A 651-nucleotide genomic window follows, 5' to 3' on the forward strand; every position below is an offset into this window, starting at 1 on the left:
TAACGGGTGTTGGGTTGGGTAGGGGAGCGTCGTGTGCCGGGTGAAGCAGCCGCGTAAGCGAGTTGTGGATGGTTCACGAGTGAGAATGCAGGCATGAGTAGCGATACAAACGTGAGAAACGTTTGCGCCGATTGACTAAGGGTTCCTGGGTCAAGCTGATCTGCCCAGGGTAAGTCGGGACCTAAGGCGAGGCCGACAGGCGTAGTCGATGGACAACCGGTTGATATTCCGGTACCCGCTTTGAAACGCCCAGTATCGAGCCCATTAATGCTAAGCCCGTGAAGCCGTTCCGGACCCTTCGGGGAATGGAAAGTGGTGGAGCCGGTGACCCGAGGTGGTAGTAGGTAAGCGATGGGGTGACGCAGGAAGGTAGTCCAGCCCGGGCGGTGGTTGTCCCGGGGTAAGGGTGTAGCCCGTCATCTAGGCAAATCCGGATGACATGAGGGTGAGACCTGATGCCGAGCCGATTGTGGTGAAGTGGATGATCCTATGCTGTCGAGAAAAGCCTCTAGCGAGTTTCATGGCGGCCCGTACCCTAAACCGACTCAGGTGGTCAGGTAGAGAATACCGAGGCGTTCGGGTGAACTATGGTTAAGGAACTCGGCAAAATGCCCCCGTAACTTCGGGAGAAGGGGGGCCATTTCCGGTGAT

At 57.1% G+C, this 651-nt stretch carries 1 rRNA gene; it reads left to right on the plus strand.

The features are described 5' to 3' along the window. Positions 1-651 (plus strand): 23S ribosomal RNA (locus tag AAHZ94_RS34850); the annotation flags it as partial.

Origin of the sequence: Streptomyces sp. HSW2009, from assembly GCF_040240285.1 — a bacterium.
GTDB lineage: Bacteria > Actinomycetota > Actinomycetes > Streptomycetales > Streptomycetaceae > Streptomyces.